Source organism: Streptomyces sp. JLBG701, assembly GCF_058544905.1.
On record NZ_CM178588.1, the window covers coordinates 7065604 to 7081396 of the forward strand.

Annotated in this window: 15 protein-coding genes; 5 read left to right on the forward strand and 10 right to left on the reverse strand. The window is 70.6% G+C overall.

From position 1 onward, the window contains the following. Positions 1-101 precede the first annotated feature (101 nt). Entirely contained in the window at positions 102-896 is a 795-nt protein-coding gene (locus AC5DRG_RS32765; protein ID WP_491803091.1) for a hypothetical protein, read from the forward strand. Between the two features lie 33 nt (positions 897-929). Then, positions 930-1733, forward strand: a complete 804-nt coding sequence (locus AC5DRG_RS32770; protein WP_491803092.1) for a hypothetical protein — start codon at positions 930-932, stop codon at positions 1731-1733. Here the strand turns inward: AC5DRG_RS32770 and AC5DRG_RS32775 are convergent. From AC5DRG_RS32775 to AC5DRG_RS32790, 4 genes are read right to left on the reverse strand one after another with little or no spacing between them, the layout of a single operon-like run. Next, a complete protein-coding gene (locus AC5DRG_RS32775) occupies positions 1730-2635 on the reverse strand; it encodes a GNAT family N-acetyltransferase (protein ID WP_491803093.1) in 906 nt (301 codons plus the stop codon). The two genes, AC5DRG_RS32770 and AC5DRG_RS32775, sit on opposite strands and share 4 nt — an antisense overlap. A 32-nt stretch (positions 2636-2667) precedes the next feature. Next, complete coding sequence (locus AC5DRG_RS32780; protein ID WP_491803094.1) at positions 2668-3420, reverse strand: LolA-like protein; 753 nt, start codon at positions 3418-3420, stop codon at positions 2668-2670. A gap of 34 nt (positions 3421-3454) precedes the next feature. Beyond that, positions 3455-4237, reverse strand: coding sequence for an isocitrate lyase/PEP mutase family protein (locus AC5DRG_RS32785; RefSeq protein WP_491803095.1), 783 nt, complete (start codon positions 4235-4237; stop codon positions 3455-3457). After that, positions 4234-4731, reverse strand: coding sequence for a carboxymuconolactone decarboxylase family protein (locus AC5DRG_RS32790; RefSeq protein WP_491803096.1), 498 nt, complete (start codon positions 4729-4731; stop codon positions 4234-4236). Before AC5DRG_RS32790 ends, AC5DRG_RS32785 begins: the two co-directional genes overlap by 4 nt. Positions 4732-4778: 47 nt before the next feature. On the opposite strand from AC5DRG_RS32790, the gene pdxR reads away from it, so the two are divergent. Together pdxR and AC5DRG_RS32800 are read left to right on the forward strand one after the other, a co-directional pair. Next, positions 4779-6176, forward strand: a complete 1398-nt coding sequence (gene pdxR, locus AC5DRG_RS32795) for a MocR-like pyridoxine biosynthesis transcription factor PdxR (protein WP_491803097.1) — start codon at positions 4779-4781, stop codon at positions 6174-6176. A 40-nt stretch (positions 6177-6216) separates the two neighbouring features. Further along, positions 6217-6705: a carboxymuconolactone decarboxylase family protein gene (locus tag AC5DRG_RS32800; protein WP_491803098.1), complete on the forward strand. Its 489-nt coding sequence runs from the start codon at positions 6217-6219 to the stop codon at positions 6703-6705. Positions 6706-6777: 72 nt separating this feature from the next. On the opposite strand, the gene AC5DRG_RS32805 is transcribed toward AC5DRG_RS32800, so the two are convergent. The 6 genes from AC5DRG_RS32805 to AC5DRG_RS32830 are packed head-to-tail and all read right to left on the reverse strand — an operon-like array spanning position 6778 to position 14791. Next, complete coding sequence (locus tag AC5DRG_RS32805) at positions 6778-7575, reverse strand: aminotransferase class IV (RefSeq protein WP_491803099.1); 798 nt, start codon at positions 7573-7575, stop codon at positions 6778-6780. 12 nt (positions 7576-7587) lie between these two features. Next, positions 7588-8766, reverse strand: coding sequence for an FAD-dependent monooxygenase (locus AC5DRG_RS32810; RefSeq protein WP_491803100.1), 1179 nt, complete (start codon positions 8764-8766; stop codon positions 7588-7590). Beyond that, a complete protein-coding gene (locus tag AC5DRG_RS32815; RefSeq protein ID WP_491803101.1) occupies positions 8763-10325 on the reverse strand; it encodes a class I adenylate-forming enzyme family protein in 1563 nt (520 codons plus the stop codon). Before AC5DRG_RS32815 ends, AC5DRG_RS32810 begins: the two co-directional genes overlap by 4 nt. 56 nt (positions 10326-10381) lie before the next feature. Continuing rightward, the gene (locus AC5DRG_RS32820) at positions 10382-11926 is read right to left on the reverse strand and encodes an AMP-binding protein (RefSeq protein WP_491803103.1); all 1545 of its coding nucleotides are present in this window, start codon (positions 11924-11926) and stop codon (positions 10382-10384) included. Further along, entirely contained in the window at positions 11923-14127 is a 2205-nt protein-coding gene (pabB, locus tag AC5DRG_RS32825) for an aminodeoxychorismate synthase component I (RefSeq protein WP_491803105.1), read from the reverse strand. Before pabB ends, AC5DRG_RS32820 begins: the two co-directional genes overlap by 4 nt. A gap of 49 nt (positions 14128-14176) precedes the next feature. Continuing rightward, on the reverse strand, positions 14177-14791 hold the full coding sequence (locus AC5DRG_RS32830) for an antibiotic biosynthesis monooxygenase (RefSeq protein WP_491803106.1): 615 nt from the start codon (positions 14789-14791) through the stop codon (positions 14177-14179). A 183-nt stretch (positions 14792-14974) separates the two neighbouring features. Between AC5DRG_RS32830 and AC5DRG_RS32835 the strand changes: the two genes are divergently transcribed. After that, positions 14975-15763, forward strand: a complete 789-nt coding sequence (locus tag AC5DRG_RS32835) for a DUF3050 domain-containing protein (RefSeq protein WP_491803107.1) — start codon at positions 14975-14977, stop codon at positions 15761-15763. Positions 15764-15793: the final 30 nt, after the last annotated feature.

Consider the following 15793-nt stretch of genomic DNA (forward strand, 5'->3'; position numbering starts at 1 on the left):
GCGGCAACGCCGACGGCAACAAGGGCGTGGCGTGAGAACAGGTTTGGCTGGCGGCGTGTCAGCCATGGGCAGTACGACAGGGAAAGCGAACAAAGCACATCGTGAACAACTCCGGCATACGCCACCCTCGCTCCACCGCCCGCGCCCGTACGAGTGCCCTGGCCGCTTCCGCCCTGGTGTCCCTCGCGGTGCTCACCGGCTGTGGCGGTTCCGACAGCGGTGACTCCGGCAGCTCCGCTGCCACCGATGTCTCCCCGTCGGCGTCCGCTGCCGAGATCTCCGCTGCCGCCTCCGCCGTCAAGCCGCTGACCGCCGCGGAGTTGGAGACGGCGGCGCTGGTGAAGGCGGATCTGACGGGGTATGAGGTGGCCACTCCCACCAAGGCCGAGATCACGGCCGCGGATGGGGTGAAGGTGAGCGGGGAGGAGTGTGCGCCGTTGGGGCGTGCGGTGGCCGGGACCGCCGTGGGGGAGCCCGCGGCGACCGTTCACCGGCGGGTGACCAGTGCCGCCTCCGAAGCAGCGTCATTGGACATCAACACCGGCATGGTGACCCTCGCCTCCTACGCGAGCGCCGACGAGGCCACCGCCGCGTTGAAGGCCGTCGCCGACGCGGTCACCGCGTGCTCGGGCGGCTTCCAATGGACTGCCGGTGGCGAGCAGTTGGACGCGAGCAAGGTCACCAAGGGCACCGCGCCGAAGGCCGGTGAAGACGCGGTCGCGTTCACCGCGGTCACCCCGGTCGACGGCGTCGACGCCCCATGGAAGGTGGTCGTCTTCCGCGACGGCGCCACCCTCGCCCACTTCACGGTGGCCAACGTGGCCGCCATGACCTCCGGCGAGGACTTCACCTTCCCCACCGACCTCGTGACCGCCCAGGCCGACAAGCTGGCCTGACCGGCTCACGGTTCGGGAGCGAGGAGAGGGAAGATGCGAAGAAGTGCTGTGCGGCGGGGCGGAGTTGCGGTGGCCGGAGTGCTGGCGCTGGCCTTGGTGACGGGTTGTTCGGAGTCCGAGAGCAACACGGACGGTGACGACGTGGCGGCCGCTGTTTCCGTGGAGGCGTCGGTGTCGGCCGCGGCGGGCGGGGACGCGAGTGCGGGGGTGGTGGCTCTGTCGCCGGAGGGGCTGGAGGCTGTCGCGCTGGCGGATGGGGACGTGGTCGCCGGGGGGACGGTGACGGCGCAGGTGTCGGACCTGGACTTCCCCAATGCCGGGACGGTGGTCGCGAAGAAGGCGGTGTGTACGCCGCTGGCCGCAGTGCAGGCCGGGTCGGTGCTGGGGGCGCCGGTGTCGGTGGTGCGGCGGATGTGGATCGGGCCGCAGGAGACGTCCGGGGCGGACCTGGATGCGACGACTTCCTTCGTTTCGCTGGCCTCGTACGAGCAGGAGGCGGCGGCGAAGGCCGTGATGACCGGGATCGGCCGGGCGGTGCGGGAGTGTGCGGGCGGGTTCGTGTACACGGTGGCGGGCGGAAACCCGGTGAAGACCGTCAAGGCCGAGAAGACGGCAGCGCCGGCCGGCACCGACGGCGCGGACGACGTGATCGCGGCAACTCTGACCGTCGCCGTCGACGGGACGAACGGGCCCGTGCAGGTGGTCGTGGTTCGGGAAGGCGGGACTATCGGCTACTTCCCCGCCACGAATCTGGCTTCCCAGGCCACCGGGGACGCCTTCACCCTCCCCGCCGCCCTGGTCCAGGCCCAACTCGCCGAGCTCACCCCGCAGTCCTAACGGGGACCTGTCAGCCGCTTCTCGAACCAGTGGTGGGCGTAGACATGGTCGACGTACGCCGGGATCTCCCGGTAGCCGCTCGCCCGGTACATCGCCTGCGCCTCGGTGAGCGTGGCGTGTGTGTCGAGGCGTACCACGTTCAACTCCCGGGCAGCGGCCTCCCGTTCCAGTTCGCCGAGGATCCGCCTTGCCAGCCCGAGGCGGCGGGCCTCCGGGTGTACCCACACGTGGCGGATCTCGCCGACGCCGGGTTCCAGGCGCCGTAGCGCCCCGCAGGCCACCGCCCGGCCCTCCTCGTACGCCACGAAGAACGCCCCGGCGGTTCCCGACACCTCCTCCGGGCGGACCAGGTCGGACTTGTCGAAGCCCTCGGGGAAGCGGGCGTCGATGTCGGCGGCGTAGGCGTCCAGGCAGGCACGGGCGTCGTCCGAGGCGCCGGCGACGAGTTCTACGGTGATGCCGGCCAGGCGTAGGAGGCGTTCCGTGACGGCCATCGCCTCGGTCAGCTGCTTGCGTTCGTCCGCGCTCAGCCCGCCCAGCAGGCCTGCCGTGAGGGCGTTGGCCCGGCGTTGCTGTTCCTTCAGTTCGACCTGTCCGGCCGGGGTCGGTTCGATGATCCGCAGGCGGTTGTCGGCCGGGTGCACGGTGACGCGGACCATGCCCTGGGTCTCCAGCGACTTCGTCATCCGGCTCAAGTAGCCCGCGTCCAGGCCGAGTCGGCTCCTCAGCTCGCGCAGGGACACCCCGTCGCCGATCTCGAACAGCAGACGGGCCTCGCCGAGCGGGCGGTCCTGGCCGAGGTAGTGGTCGTCCAGCGCACCGATGCGGCGCGTGAAGTAGCGGTTGAAGCGACGGAAGGCCGCGACGTGGTCCGCCGATACGGGTTCCGATACTGGCTCCATAATTCTTTGACCCTAGTCAAAGAATCTCGGGTCTACAAGGTCTGCAACTCCTCCAGGAGCTTCCCCACGTCCACCGTCTCGTCCGGCGACGGTGTCTCCGACGGGACCGGCTCGTCGTACTCCGAGAACGCCAGGGTCATGTCCGTGCCGTCGCCCTTCATCGTGGCCTCGACCAGGCGGTGCGGGGAGTCCGAAGTGACGTACAGGGTCGCCTTGTTGCCGTCCTCCGTGCTGTTCAGGGGGATCACCTTGGTGTCGTCGAGGGTCGTCTCCTCGCCCTTCGTCAGGGACTTGCCGCCGGAGGACCCGGTGTCGAGGTCCTGCTGGAAGGCGTCCAGGTCGCAGGTGTCGGCCATGCCCTTGAGCATGGCGTCGCTGGTGGAGCCGTGGATGTAGCGGTTCTTGAAGAGCTTGGCCACCGTGTCGCCCCCGCCGCCCGGTATCTGGGTCTTCCAGAACGCGGCGTCCGGCTTCATCCACACCTCGTCGCCCTGCTTGATGATCTCGACGCTGCCGCCGTCCGCGCCCATGTCCATCGAGCCGACGCAGTTGCCGTCCCGGTCGAGCGAGAGCTCCATCGACGTCGGCTGGGTGGTGCTGGTGCTCGTGTCCGCGCCGCGGTCCGTCAGCTTCAGGTGGACGGACTTCGCGTCGACGAGGTTGTCCTTCGCCTGCTCGGAGAGTTCCTGGGCGGTCAGGTCGGCCCCGTCGTCCGCTGCGGCCAGAGCAGGGGACAGGGCGAGGACCACGCTTGCCGCCACGCAGGTCAGCGTTCGACTGGCCATGGCGTCACCTCCGTGGTGCGCATCACTCCTCAGGCTACGGTTCGCCCCATTTGCCCGCATGTGCAGTCGGCTGGAGGCCTGCTACGAGGCCTGCCGCGATCTCCCGCACCGCGGCATCGGCCCGCCTCTGGAGCCCCGCCCCGAAGGTGACCCGGTCGGCCCCTCGCTCCCCGAGCTCGGCGGGCGAGGGGCCCGCACCCGGCCGGGCGAACATATTGACCGGCCCCTGGATACCGGACCGCAGCAGCGGCAGTACGTCGACGGGGGCGCCGATCGGATAGACGCAGTCGGCACCGGCGGCGACGTACAACGCGGCCCGCTCGATGGCCCGTTCGGGATCGCTGTCGCCGTACTCGAAGACGTCGATACGAGCGTTCACGAACAGCAGGTCCCCGGCTTCGGCCCGCACCTCGGCGAGCCAATCGGCATGCGCCCGCGGGTCCTTGAGCACCCCGCCCTCGGAGTCCTCCAGATTGCAGCCCACGGCCCCCGTCTGAAGGATCCGCTCCACCAACTCCTTGGGCGCGAGGCCGTATCCACCCTCGACGTCCGCCGACACCGGCACATCCACGGCCCGTACGATCCGCGCGACCGCCGCGAACATCTCGTCGGCCGGAGTCGCCCCGTCCGCGTACCCGAGCGAGGCGGCGACCCCTGCACTGGGCGTGGCGAGCGCCGGGAAACCGGCCTCGGCGAACGCCCGGGCGCTGGCGGCGTCCCAGGGGCCGGGCAGCACGAGCGGATCACCCGGGGACCGGCGCCGGTGCAGGGCCCGGAAGGCGTCCACCTCGCGGACCGGCAGGGCGCCGACCGTCACTTGTGGTCCCCGGCGGTGTAGTGCCCCGGGACCATACGACAGGTCACCCCGAACCGGTTCCACGCGTTGATCACCGTGATCGCGGCGATCAGCTGCGCCAGCTCGGCCTCCTCGAAGTGCTTGGCGGCGGTGTCGTACACCTCGTCGGGCACGAACCCGTCGGTCAGGACGGTCACGGCCTCCGTCAGCTCGATCGCCGCGAGCTCCTTCTCGGTGTAGAAGTGCCGGGACTCCTCCCAGGCGGCGAGCTGGACGATCCGCTCGACGCTCTCGCCGGCCGCCAGCGCGTCCTTGCTGTGCATGTCGAGGCAGAACGCGCAGTGGTTGAGCTGCGAGGCACGGATCTTGACCAGTTCGAGCAGCTTCGGGTCGAGCCCCCGCCGGGAGGCCGCGTCCAGCCGGACCATGGCCTTGTAGACCTCGGGGGCATGCTCGGCCCAGCTGAGGCGGGGGGCGTGTTCAGGGGCGTATGGAATGGTCTCGTCTGTGCTCATACTCCGGACCCTATGAGCGAGGCGGCCCAGGAGTATGGTCCATTTCCATGTTGAATTCCTGGGCCACTCTGGGTGTGGACCTGTACCTGGAGCGGACGGGTGCGGGCGTCCGCCGCGGCCTCACCGACGCCCTGCGCGAAGCCGTCCGCACCGGCCGCCTGGCCCCCGGAACCCGCCTCCCCTCCTCCCGCTCCCTAGCCGTCGACCTCGCGATCGCCCGCAATACGGTCGCCGAGGCCTACGCCGACCTGGTCGCCGAGGGCTGGCTCACCGCCCGCCAGGGCTCGGGCACACGGGTGGCCGAGAATCCGGTTCCGCAACCCACACCCCCCGCGCCACGCCGCCGCGCTCAGCCCGGCCCCACCTACAACCTGGCCCCCGGCACCCCCGACCTCGCCTCCTTCCCCCGCACCGAGTGGCTCAAGGCGGCCCGCCGCGCCCTCACCGCGGCCCCGTACCAGGCCCTCGACTACGGCGATCCCCGCGGCCGCATCGAACTGCGCATCGCCCTCGCCGGCTACCTCGCCCGGGCCCGGGGCGTGCGCGTCGAACCCGAACGCGTGCTGGTCTGCGCCGGCATCTCGCACGGACTGCGCATCCTCGCCTCGGTGCTGCGGGCGCGCGGAGGGAGCACGGTCGCGGTGGAGTCGTACGGCCTCTACGAGCAGTGGAACCTGCTGGCGGGCGCCGGACTGCGCACGGTCCCGCTGCCGTTCGACGAACGGGGCACGAATCCGGGGGAGTTGACCGGCGAGGCCGCGGTCCTGCTCACCCCCGCCCACCAGTTCCCGATGGGCGGCACCCTGCACCGTGACCGCCGGGCGGCCGTCGTCGACTGGGCGCGGCGCACCGGCGGCCTGGTCGTCGAGGACGACTACGACGGCGAGTTTCGCTACGACCGCCAGCCCGTCGGCGCCCTCCAGGGCCTCGACCCCGACCGCGTCGTCTACGCGGGCACCGCCAGCAAGTCCCTCGCCCCCGGCCTCCGGCTGGCCTGGCTGGCACTGCCGCCGGACCTCGCCGAGGAGGCGACGAAGGCCAAGGGAGGGGTGGACAGCTGCGGGGTCCTCGACCAGCTGACGCTCGCCGAGTTCATCGTCTCCGGCGCCTACGACCGCCATGTGCGCGCCGCCCGGCTGCGCTACCGGCGCCGACGCGACGCGCTGATCGCCGAACTCGCACGCCGGGCCCCGCAGGTCCACGCCACCGGCATCGCGGCCGGCCTGCACGTCGTGCTGCGCCTCCCGCCGGGCACCGAGCAGGCGGCGCTGCGGGCGGCGGCCTGGCAGGGCCTCGCCGTGCACGGGCTGCACCGATACCGGCACCCGGAAGCGACGGTCGAGCGGCAGGACGCGCTCGTCGTCGGCTACGGGACACCGCCGGACCATGCGTGGACGGGTGCGCTGGACGCCCTTTCCCGCTGTTTCCCATTTCCCATTCCCTAATACGGCCGCAAGGACAGAACCGCACGGATAGAGTCGCCCCATGACCAATAGCGATTCCTCTTCCATATCCCGTGTGGCCCTGAAGAAGGTAACCCCGGACGTGTCCGCGGCGATGGGCTCCCTGCATGCCGCCGCCGTTTCCGCGGCCCAGGACGCCAAGGTCGAACCGGAACTCCTGGAACTGATCAGGATCCGCGCCTCGCAGATCAACGGCTGCGCGTTCTGCCTCGACATGCACACCAAGGACGCCCGCGCGGCGGACGAGACCGAGCAGCGGATCTACGCCCTGAACGCCTGGCGGGAGACGCCCTTCTTCACCGAACGCGAGCGCGCGGCACTTGCGTTGACCGAGGCCGTGACCCTGGTCCACGACGGACACGTCCCGGACGCGGTCTACGCCGAGGCCGCCGAGGTCTTCGACGAGGCGCAGATCGCGGCACTGATCTGGGCGGCCACCGTCATCAACGCGTACAACCGCATCGCCATCGCGACGCGAATGGTGCCGGGGGCTTATCAGCCAAAGAAGTAGCGCAGAATGCGGGCATCGGTATCAATTATCGGTGCCCGTAATTCGCGTTACCTGCTCCCCTGTTTCGCTTCCCTAATTCTCCGGCAGCGGCTCCATGAGCGAGTCCAGCCATTTCCGCCATTCCTCCGCCCGCACCACCGGAGGCTCGGCCGCGATCGTTCCTCCCGTCCAGCCCGTCACCGGACGGATTCCGTGCAGCGCGTTGACCAGCCACACCTCATGGCCGTCAAGGCCGGTCACGGTCCGCTGGCGGTGGGCGACGCGGATGCCGTCGCGGCGGGCGCGTTCCTGGATGAGGGCGACCGTCACTCCGGGCAGGAGGGGCAGCAGCGGGGGAGGCAGGCACAGGATGTCGTCCTCCCACCACAGCACGCTCGCGGTGGCCGACTCAAGGACCACACCCGAGGGCGCGACGAGCACCGCCTCCTGGGCACCCTCGCCGGAGGCCCGCCTGCGGACCCGGGCCAGGGTCTCCAGGTCCGGGCCCTTGCGGCGAGGGACGGTACGCGGATCGGACTGGCCCTCCGCCCAGACCCGTATGCCCGTCCCGAGCGGCGGCGCGTGCCGCAGCAGCAGCCGCAACTCCAGGGAACCGGCGACGAGTTCGACCCGGGGAAACCACTCGCCCGTCCGCGGCAGCGCGGCCGTCACGTCCCGCCAGAACTCCAGCAGCCGGCGCAACGGCGGTCCGCCGCACTCGCCGCAGGACCGCAGGAAGCGCTCCCGGTGCCGTTCGAGGCCGCGCACCCTGCCGTCCCGCACCAGCCAGGAGTCCGCGACGAGCAGCCGCCCCTCGGACGACTGGGCCGGGGTCAGCCCGTTGGCCGGTGTCCAGGCCAACAGCCCTTCTGCGATGGCAGGTTGTGACACAGCCGTTCCTCCTCAGTATTTGCCGCCGGCGATCACCGGGGCACCGTTCCGCGGCCCGTACGGCGCGCGCTCCAGCCACGCCCCGCACCACGGCAGCACGGGCGCGAGCAGCGCCGCCGCACGCTGTCTGGCCCGGACGATCCGGCGCCGTGGCCGCAGATGGTCGAGCGCGGTCCCGGCGGCGGCGCTGTTGAACAGGCCTGCCTGGCGCCGCACTTCGGCGAACTCGGCCACCGCCTCCGCCGTCCCCGCCGCGATCGCCTTCGCAGCGGCAGCCGCGTCCGCGATCCCGCTGTTCATGCCACGCGCTCCGAACGGCGGGAAGAGATGAGCGGCCTCCCCGACCAGCAGCACGCGCCGGTGCGGATCCGCGAACGAGGCCGCCACCATGCGCAGAAAACGGTACGTCGACACCCACAGGAGCCGCTCGACGTACGCGTCCCCCACGACCGCCGGCAGCCACCGCCGTACGGCCTCCCGAGTGCCGAAGTCCTCCTGCGCGTCGTCGTCCCGGCACTGCAGGTCGACCTGGAAGCCCCCGGTGAACGGCACCCGCATCACACTGCGGCCGCCGACGCCCGGATGCCCGTAGTGGAAGACCCGCTCCAACGGCAGCTCGGTATCCGGGAGTTCGGCCACATCGACGACCACATGGAACCCCTCGCCCCGCTCGCCCTCCATGGCGATGCCCAGCGCGCGCCGGACGGCGGAGCGGGCGCCGTCGGCGGCCACGGCGTAGGCGCAGTTCCACTCCCGCCCGTCCGCGCAGACCAGCGAGACACCCGCCGGCGTCGTGCGGACGCCGGTCACCCGCGCGTCCCACACGAACTCCACCCCGGCCCGCTCGGCGGCGGCCCGCAGGAAGCGTTCGGTGTCCGTCTGGCGCAGGCTGGTGAAGGGCGGCGGGCCGGACGGGGGCGGGAAGGTGCGGGAGTACACCTCGCGGCCCCGGAAGAGGGTCCGGTTCGTCTGCCAGGTCCGGCCGAACCGCGTGATCTCGCCGGCCAGCCCCGGCCGCATCCCGTCGAGCAGCGCGAGCGTCTCGCGGTGTACGAACAGGGCCCGACTGCCCGGCCGCACACGGTCCTTGGGCTCCGCCTCCAGCAACACCACCGGCAGCCCGTGCGCGCGCAGAGCGAGCGCGGAGGACAGTCCGGCGGGTCCGGCGCCGACGACCACGGCAGGGTTCACGCGCGGGCACCCTGGGCCAGCATCCGGGTGATCTCCACCCGCTTCACCTTCCAGGTCGCGGTCATCGGCAGTTCCTCGAACCGCCATTGCCGGGGCTCGGCCATCGCGGGCAGATCGGCCGTCGCCTCCCGCCAGCGCTCCGGATCCAGCGGCCGCTCACCGCGCACGCACACCACCGGCACCGGCTCCCGGTCCGCACCCGGCACGATGACGACCTCGCGCAACTCTTCCAGCCGGTCCATCAGCGTGTCCTCGACCTCCAGATTGCTGTGCACGGAGTCGATCTGGTCGATCTCACGGTCGATCAGATACAGCGCGCCCAGCCGGCTCCGGTACCCCATGTCGCCCATCTGCCACCACTCGCCGTCGAGTTGACGCTCGTACTGCTCCCGCGCGCCGAGGTAGGTGAGGATGCGGCCCCTGGTGCGGGCCTCGATCCGCCCGGCCGCACCGGACGGCAGCCGTTCCCCGTCGGGGCCCGTGACGCGCACCCGCGTGAAGCCGGGAATGCCGGTGCCCACCCGCCGTCCGTCCGCTCGGGCCGCACTGCGCCGCGTGAACCACTGGAAGGCGACCGGCCCGGTCTCGCTCTGCCCGTACAGCTGGATCAGCCAGGGCGTACGGCGCTTCGAGGCGTCCAGCAGCCGCCGTACCGTACGCGGGTGGATCGCGTCGAACGTCGAGCCGTAGGACCGGACTTGGGACAGCGGCGCGCCGGGCGCGTCGGCCAACTCCTCCCACAGCACGAAGGTGTTGGGGTGGGTCTCTACGATGCCGGGCCGGTGCCGGACCAGCAGCGGTCCCACCTTGGCCGGGTCCGGGTCGGTGATCAGCACGAGCGGGCTGCCGAAGTGCAGCAGGACGCCGAGCAGATGGTAGAAGCGCGAGTGCACGAACGACATGTGCAGCGCCGCGGTCTCGCCGCGCGTGGGCCAGCCCATCGCCTTCTGCGGTACGAGCCTGTTCCACATGGTGTTCGCGCAGTGCACGGCGAGTTTGGGGACGCCGGTGGTGCCCGAACTGTGGGTGATCAGGGCGGGTTCACGGGGGTGAAGCCTGACGGGGGCGGGGTGTTGGGCACCGGCGTACTTCTCCAGGGGTTCGGCGCCGGGGGCGTCGCCCACGGACAGGACGCGCCGCACGGGAAGCTCGACCCCCTTCAGCGGCCCCTCCAGCTTGGCCCGGTCGGTCACCAGCCACGGCTGCCGCAGCCGTCCGACCAATTGACCGACCACGGGTCCGGCCAGTGCGGGGGAGAGCAGCACGGGCACGGCGCCGATGAGGGAGACCGCGCAGGTCAGCAGCACGATGTCGACGTTGTCCGACTTGTGGACGACGACCTGTTCGGAGGGCCGTACGCCCGCGTCCCACAGCCTGCCGGACAGGTCCTCCACGACGTCCGCGAGGGACGCGTAGGTGAGGTCGACGCCGAGGGAGGGGTGGGTGTCCAGCGGCCGGTCCAGGGTGACGAAGACGGCCCCGTGACGGTCGGCTGCCCGCCGGAACACCGGGCCCAGATAGAACCCCCGGTCGGCGAGGGGGCGTTGCTGCTCTCGCATGTGCCCGTTCCCTTCTGTGATGTTCCGTGACGGTCGGTAAATGTCCTGTGGGGAGGTCACCAGGCGCCCTGTCGGACCAGGTGGCGGCGGAGCTTGCCGGTCGGAGTGCGGGGGAGGGACGGGACGAAGCTCACGCTCCGCGGGACCTTGAACGCGGCCAACTGCTCGCGGGCCAGCCTCAGTAGCTCGTCCTGGAGGCCGTCGTGGACAGGCGGAAGGGCTACGACGAAGGCGCGCAGTCGGCTCGCCCCGCTCTCGTCGGTGACGGCGGCGACCACGACCTCCTTCACCGCAGGGTGGGTCCGCAGTACGGCCTCCACCTCCAGCGGGGAGACGGTGATGCCGCCGACCAGCTCCATGTCGTCGGCGCGGCCCAAGTGCCGGAAGGTGCCGTCCGGTTGGCGGACCGCCCGGTCGTGCGTGGCGAGCCAGCCGCCGACGAGGGTGCGTTCCGTCTCCTCGTGCCGGTTCAGATAGCCGGGGGTCACCGTCGGCCCGCGCACCCACAGTTCGCCTTCCTTGCCGTCCGGCACGGGGAGGCCGGCACGATCGCGCAGCTCCACCTCGAAGCCGGGGACGGGGCGGCCGACGGTGCCCGGATGGTTGTGGTCGAAGCTGTTGGCGCAGAACGCGTGACCGGCCTCGGTGGAGCCGATCTGCTCCAGTACCGGCGCACCCAGCAACTCGGTGACCTGCCTCCCGAGCCCCGCCGGCATGCCCTCGCCGGCCGACACCGCGGCCCGTACGGAGGTGAAACAGGCCTCGTGACCGCTGCCCCGGTCGGCGACCAGCGCGGCGTACGCGGACGGCACGGAGTAGAGCAGCGTCACCCGGTGCCGGGCGACGAGCTCGTCGACGGCGGCCGGGGTCGGACGCCGGTCCACGAGCACGGCGGAGGAGCCGGAGAACAGCGGGAAGACGAAGGCGTTGCCGAAGCCGTAGGCGAAGTACAGCTTCGACACGGAGAGGGTGACGTCGTCACGGGTGATCCGCAGCAGCCGTCGCCCGATCAGGTCGTGATACGTCTTCGGGTCGCCGTGCGTGTGCACGACACCCTTGGGGCGGCCGGTGGTGCCGGAGGTGTACTGGACGTAGAGCGGGCTGTGCGCGTCGACCGGGTGGGCGGGGGCGGGCTCGGCGGCGGCGGTGAGGGCGAGCAGATGATCGGCACCGAGTCCGGCGGCCCGGTCGGTGAAACGATCCTCCAGGCCCGGGCCGGTCACGCACAGCACCGCCTCGGTGTCCTCGGCCATGAACGCGTGGTCGGCGGGCGGTAGTTCGGGATTGACCAGGACGGCCACCGCTCCCAGCCGGGCGGTGGCGAGGAAGGCCGTCACCCAGGCGATCCCGTCGGGCAGCGCCAGCACCACCCGGTCGCCGGGGCGCACCCCACGACCGGCGAGCACGGTGGCCGCGCGGGCCGAGAGCTCGTGCACCTCGCCGTGGGTCCAGGCCCGGTGGCCCTGCCGGAAGGCGGCCAGGTCGGTCCACCCGCGCCGCTCGGCCAGATCGGCGAGCTGGGCGGCGAGATTGCCGGGGGCGTCGACGTCGGCCGGAGTCAGAGGGGTCTCCGTCGCCTGCGTCGTCTGCTGAGTGGTCATCGCACCGGCTCCTCACTGCCCGTGTGCTGCCGGCGGACGTCGGTGCGGGCCGCCGTGTGCTCGCGCTCCTCCCGGATCCGCTCCACGGTGTGCTCCCGCAGGGCCCGCATCTGGGCGGCGGTCTTCAGCAGCATCTCGTCGTACTCGGCGACCGGATCGGAGTCGAGGACGATCGCGCCACCGGCGCCCAGTTGCATCAGCCCGTCGGCGAACACCGCCGTACGGATGACGATGTTGAGATCCGCACCGCCACCGCACCCCAGATAGCCGAGCGCGCCGGAGTACACACCACGCGCCTCGGTCTCCAGCTCGTCGATGATCTCCATCGTGCGCAGCTTCGGCGCCCCGGTCATCGAACCGCCGGGAAAACAGGCCCGCACACAGTCCACCGCGTCCGTGCCGTCCCGCAGCCGTCCCTCGACGGTGGAGACGAGCTGGTGCACGGTCGCGTACGTCTCGGTGGCCATCAGCCGGGTCACCCGCACCGAACCGGTCCGGCTCACGCGCCCCAGGTCGTTGCGGAGCAGATCGACGATCATCAGGTTCTCGGCCCGCGTCTTGGCGTCCGCCGCCAGCGCGTCCCGCAGCCGGGCATCCTCCTCGGGCCCGTCCCCGCGCGGCGCGGTCCCCTTGATGGGCCGGGCCTCGGCGACCCCGTCCGGGGTGATCCGCAGGAACCGCTCGGGCGAAGAACCGGCCACGTCGACGTCCCCGAAGCGCAGGAAGGCCGCGTACGGGGCCGGGTTGACCCGGCGCAGGACCCGGTAGAACTCGTAGGGGTCGGGCGGGGCGGGTAAGCGGGCGGCGTTCGTCAGACAGATCTCGTAACTGGTGCCAGCTCGCAACTCCCGCCGACAGGCGTCGATATCGGTGAGATACGTCGCCCGGTCCCGCGTCAGCCAGGGCTCGGCGGCATCGAGGTCGGGCTCGGAGGTGGCGGGCGACGGCGGCGGCTCCGGGGCCGCGGAGACGCAGGTCAGCTGGGCCAGCGTGCTCTCCAGCCAGTCCTCGGCCTCCCGGGCGGCCTGCGCGGAGTCCTCGGCCAGACAGACCGCGTAGGTGAACCCCCGCAGATGATCCACGGCGACGATCCGGTCCGCGAACAGCCAGCAGGCGTCGGGCACTTCGGAGGAATGCCGGTTGGGCGTGCTCGTCGAGTCGCAGTCGGCCTTCAACTCGTAGCCGAAGTAGCCGACATACCCCCCGGTGAAGTCGAAGGGCAGCCCGGAGGCATCCACCCGCCGGCTCGCCAACTGCCGCTTCAGATAGTCGAAGACACTCGCGGCGACCTTGCGCGTGGGCCGCCCCGGCCGCTCGATCTCGCACCGCCCGCTCTCGACGTCGTACCGCACGAACTCAGCGAGCGGACCGCTGTCGTCACCGAAGAACGAGAACCGCGACAGCCCCTCGTCGACCAGCGAACTGTCCAGCCAGAACGCCCGCTCGGACGCCCCGTACATCCGCGTGAACGCGGCCTCCGTGTCGACCGCCCCGGCGATACGCCGGGTATGCAGCCGGTAGCCGGGTCCGGCGGCCCGCCGGGGCCGGGGGACGGCCGGCAGGGGGCCGGGGATCGCCGCGGCGGCCGGGGTGACGGCAGTGTTCTTCGTACGGGTCCTACGAGCCCGTTCCGCCGTGAGATTGCGGAAGTTGACGAGCATCCGATGGCCGTACTCGGTGAGGACCGACTCCGGATGGAACTGCACGCCCCACAGCGGTCGGCTGCGGTGCCGCAACCCCATCAGGACACCGTCCTCGGCCCAGGCAACGGCCTCAAGACTCTCCGGCAGCGGCTCGGACACGGCGAGCGAGTGGTAGCGGACGGCCGTGAAGTCCTGCGGCAGCCCCAGGAACAGGTCCTGTCCGTCGTGCCGGACCGTGGACAGATGCCCGTGCCGAGGCTCCGGCGCGAACGTCACCCACCCCGACTCCCCGAGCGCGATGCCCTGATGCCCCAGGCAGACGCCGAGCACGGGGATCGTGGACTCCGCGAGCACGGAGGCACTGAGGCCGAAATCGCGCGGCTCGGCCGGGTGTCCGGGCCCGGGAGACACGACGACATTGTCGAATTCCGAGAGATCAGGAATGCCGGCGGCGACATCATTCAACACCACAACCGGTTCCTGGCCGTTGACCTCGGCGATCAGCTGGAACAGGTTGTACGTGTAGGAGTCGTAATTGTCGATGAGCAGGGTCTTCACCCGCCCACCTCCCTAGGTTCGTTCCGGGCCCAAACAGACCGAAGTCGTCCTACGCGGTCCGTCTTTTATGCCGGCCCCGGAGCGCCTGGAGCGACGGATACAGCCATTTCTTGAAGAAACGCTGGAGCCGGGGCATGAGAATCCAGGTGACGAGGGCCGTGACACACAGGCACAACAGCAGCGTGCGGATGAGCGGATTGAGTCCCCCGAGATAAGGCAGAACGATCAGATTGAACAGCAGCACGGGCGGAAAAACCGCGCTCATGTTCACAAACCAGAGTTTCCATTTCGCCGGCGGGGCGGGCGCCTTGGGCGTGGTCGTCTGTGAGTCGAACCACATCTTGGAGCCGCGCACGCTCCTGCGCTCGGTCTGCCGGGCGACGCCCACCGCCCGGGCGTCCCACTGAGCCCGCGCGGCCGAGTCCTCCCAGGCCCGGGCCGTTCCCTCGCTGGCGAAGCGATAGACCACATGCCACTCCGCCTCTCGGTCGACAAGGACGCCACCCCCCAGAAAGCCCGGCTGCTGCGCGCTCGCGCCCAGCATCGCCCACCCCCACGAGTGGAAGTCGGCCTCACGGCCCGGCGTCACCTGAAAGGCAACGGTGACGGTGACGGGATTACTGGTCACGCCGTCGAGTACGCGAAACCTCCACAGCACGTTCAAATTTTGAACGAAGTTCTGTGAAGTTGTTTCAGGTGTCCGGATGATGACTCTTTATCAGCCTTTCATCGCTCTTGACGCACTCTATCGGACCGTACTGGAGGTAACTTTCCCGAAATTCGGTGAAGCGCTTGCCGGACGGACCGAAAGGGCTGCACGATCGATTTCCCCGACCGAAGGAGACTCATGTCCAGGTACGACTGGGATATGAACAACAAGGGCCACGAGGGAATTGACAGGGCCCGCTCCGTGATCGAATCGGCGCGAAAAGAAGTAACCGCCCACCCCATTTACCAGCGCATAAACAGCCGCGAGGACATGGCCACCTTCATGGCCCACCACGTCTTCGCGGTATGGGACTTCATGTCCCTCCTCAAGTCGCTCCAGCGCGACCTGACCTGCGTCGAGGTCCCCTGGGTGCCGCGCGGTTCGGAGGTGAGCCGGCGACTCATCAACGACATAGTCCTGGTGGAGGAGAGCGACGAGCTGAACGGCGGCTTCACCAGCCACTTCGAGCTCTACCGCGCCGCCATGGACGAGGCGTCGGCCGACACCACCCGCATCGACACCTTCCTCGACCTCCTGGTGGAGGGCCACGGCATCCCGGCGGCCCTACGCGCCGCCCAAGTCCCCGCCCCCGCCAACGAGTTCGTCCGCACAACCTTCGCCATCATCGAGGACCGCCCCCTGCACTGCCGCGCCGCCGCCTTCGCCTTCTCCCGCGAGGACCTGATCCCCGACATGTTCGACCAGGTCATCAAGAAGGAGGGCACGGAACACTTCCCCCTCTTCCGCGACTACCTCGCCCGCCACATCGAGGTCGACGGCGAGGAACACACCCCTATGGCCATGCAGATGGTGGCCGACCTGTGCGGCACGGACGACGTGCGCTGGGAACAGGCGGTGGAGACGGCGATCCTGGCCTTGGAGGCGCGGTCGCGACTGTGGGACGGGATCGCGGAGGCGATGACGTGAGGGGGGTGTTGGCGGGAGGCGGTTGAGGGG

Bases quoted from the DNA above. Each gene is read 5' to 3' on its own strand.
- AC5DRG_RS32770 (WP_491803092.1), top strand. From the start codon at position 930: ATGCGAAGAAGTGCTGTGCGGCGGGGCGGAGTTGCGGTGGCCGGAGTG.
- AC5DRG_RS32775 (WP_491803093.1), bottom strand. From the start codon at position 2,635: ATGGAGCCAGTATCGGAACCCGTATCGGCGGACCACGTCGCGGCCTTC.
- AC5DRG_RS32780 (WP_491803094.1), bottom strand. From the start codon at position 3,420: ATGGCCAGTCGAACGCTGACCTGCGTGGCGGCAAGCGTGGTCCTCGCC.
- AC5DRG_RS32790 (WP_491803096.1), bottom strand. From the start codon at position 4,731: ATGAGCACAGACGAGACCATTCCATACGCCCCTGAACACGCCCCCCGC.
- pdxR (WP_491803097.1), top strand. From the start codon at position 4,779: ATGTTGAATTCCTGGGCCACTCTGGGTGTGGACCTGTACCTGGAGCGG.
- AC5DRG_RS32800 (WP_491803098.1), top strand. From the start codon at position 6,217: ATGACCAATAGCGATTCCTCTTCCATATCCCGTGTGGCCCTGAAGAAG.
- AC5DRG_RS32815 (WP_491803101.1), bottom strand. From the start codon at position 10,325: ATGCGAGAGCAGCAACGCCCCCTCGCCGACCGGGGGTTCTATCTGGGC.
- AC5DRG_RS32820 (WP_491803103.1), bottom strand. From the start codon at position 11,926: ATGACCACTCAGCAGACGACGCAGGCGACGGAGACCCCTCTGACTCCG.
- AC5DRG_RS32835 (WP_491803107.1), top strand. From the start codon at position 14,975: ATGTCCAGGTACGACTGGGATATGAACAACAAGGGCCACGAGGGAATT.